The organism is Vibrio cionasavignyae (assembly GCF_050337155.1).
GTDB classification, from domain to species: Bacteria; Pseudomonadota; Gammaproteobacteria; order Enterobacterales; family Vibrionaceae; genus Vibrio; species Vibrio nomapromontoriensis.
Genome location: NZ_JAKJSR010000061.1, coordinates 1 through 1,432 on the forward strand (window position 1 = coordinate 1; position 1,432 = coordinate 1,432).

Annotated in this window: 1 protein-coding gene; it reads right to left on the reverse strand. The window is 43.3% G+C overall.

Annotated features, from left to right (window positions below; genetic code table 11):
* Nucleotides 1-809: 809 nt before the first annotated feature.
* Nucleotides 810-1,187 (reverse strand): GFA family protein, encoded by a 378-nt coding sequence (locus tag L4D74_RS25215; protein ID WP_489686475.1) that lies wholly within the window; start codon nt 1,185-1,187, stop codon nt 810-812.
* Between the last annotated feature and the right edge of the window lie 245 nt (nt 1,188-1,432).

The following is a 1,432-nucleotide window of genomic DNA, read 5'->3' on the forward strand; positions in this document are numbered from 1 at the left end:
ATCTGGTGAGTATCTGGTGAGTCCGCTACTTCATTGCTTACTAAGTAAACTGTACGCTCTTCATTTACAGATTCAACCGTCAGCTCAGAAGTTGGTACAGGATCAACTTTGTTTAACCAATCAACGGCTACCTGCGAATATCTCAACATTAACGCACCACGATTTACCATGACTCGGCTCCTATATGTGGGTGATCTCGCGTCAGAATATCATGAAGTAGAGAAACGTTTGTACGCTAATTCCGTACTGACGCATAACGCCTTGCTAAGTTGCAGCTAACTACCACAACACTCAAGCAAAGTCACGTAATCACTAAACTCAACCAAACCAAAATCGCCAACTGTTAGCTGTCTGCTTGAGCAATTTGTTAGCTTTTTCCGTGCGATGAAGCCGACGTTTGGCACCAAGATTTTAAAGAAACGCTCCAAAGCCGACGCCGCTGATGTACCAAATGTAGAAGCATTGAACTTGCCACCAACTCGCTGCCTAAGATGGCGATACTAAAAGGCTACTCACGGCTCTTGCACTGAAGCTGACTACCACATGCACCATACGCAAAGTTGATTGATGCCCTTTCAAAGAAAAAGAAACAGCACGCGCGATTTTGCGATTTGGCACTGACGAGCAGGTGTAAAGCTAGGACGATGAACCCCTACTCCAATGAACTTAACCGAGAAAGCTAACGCACGCTTAAGTTGTGAGTGACGCACCACCGAAGCTGAAATTACCACCGTAAGCACTAAAGCTAGAATTGACGCCAAAAGTGCCAAGCGTTACGAATCCACTTGAAGCGTTTGTTAGGTGCGTCCTCACAATGAAGCACCATCAATATGAACGATTGGCAAAGTGGAAAGGTCAACTTCCTCTACACACCTCAAATTAATCGCCCAACCTTGGAATGAAGCCTTACCCGCTGCGATTTCATGCGATGTTAATTGGCTAGGCTTACGAAAAGTCATAACTCCACACTTTAGGCAGAAATAATCTGTAGCCGTGCCACTACCCCATTTATATTCAGCTAGTATCTCTGGCGATGAGGACATCTTAAAAGAATCATCAGGCACCCTAAAATTGAGCGTCCCTCTAATTGAACAAATAGAGCAGTTGCATTGACGAACATGGTCTATATCAGTTTGAAACTCAAACCGTACACGCCCGCAATGGCAAGAGCCAAAATGAGTTTTCAATTTAATTCCCTCTGAGTACCTAACGCATTGTTAAGTAGCAGCTAACTTCCACTACACTCAAACAAAACCACCTTAATCACTAAACTCAACCAAACCTAAATCGCCAAACGTTAGCTGTCTGCTTGAACAATTTGTTAGCTCTCTTTATATCGCATAAGCTATTGAAATTCTTGACCATGATTTTCTATGGTTGCTTTGCCACAAATAGTACAAACAACATACCTGTCAGTTAACTCTAAAGAAGC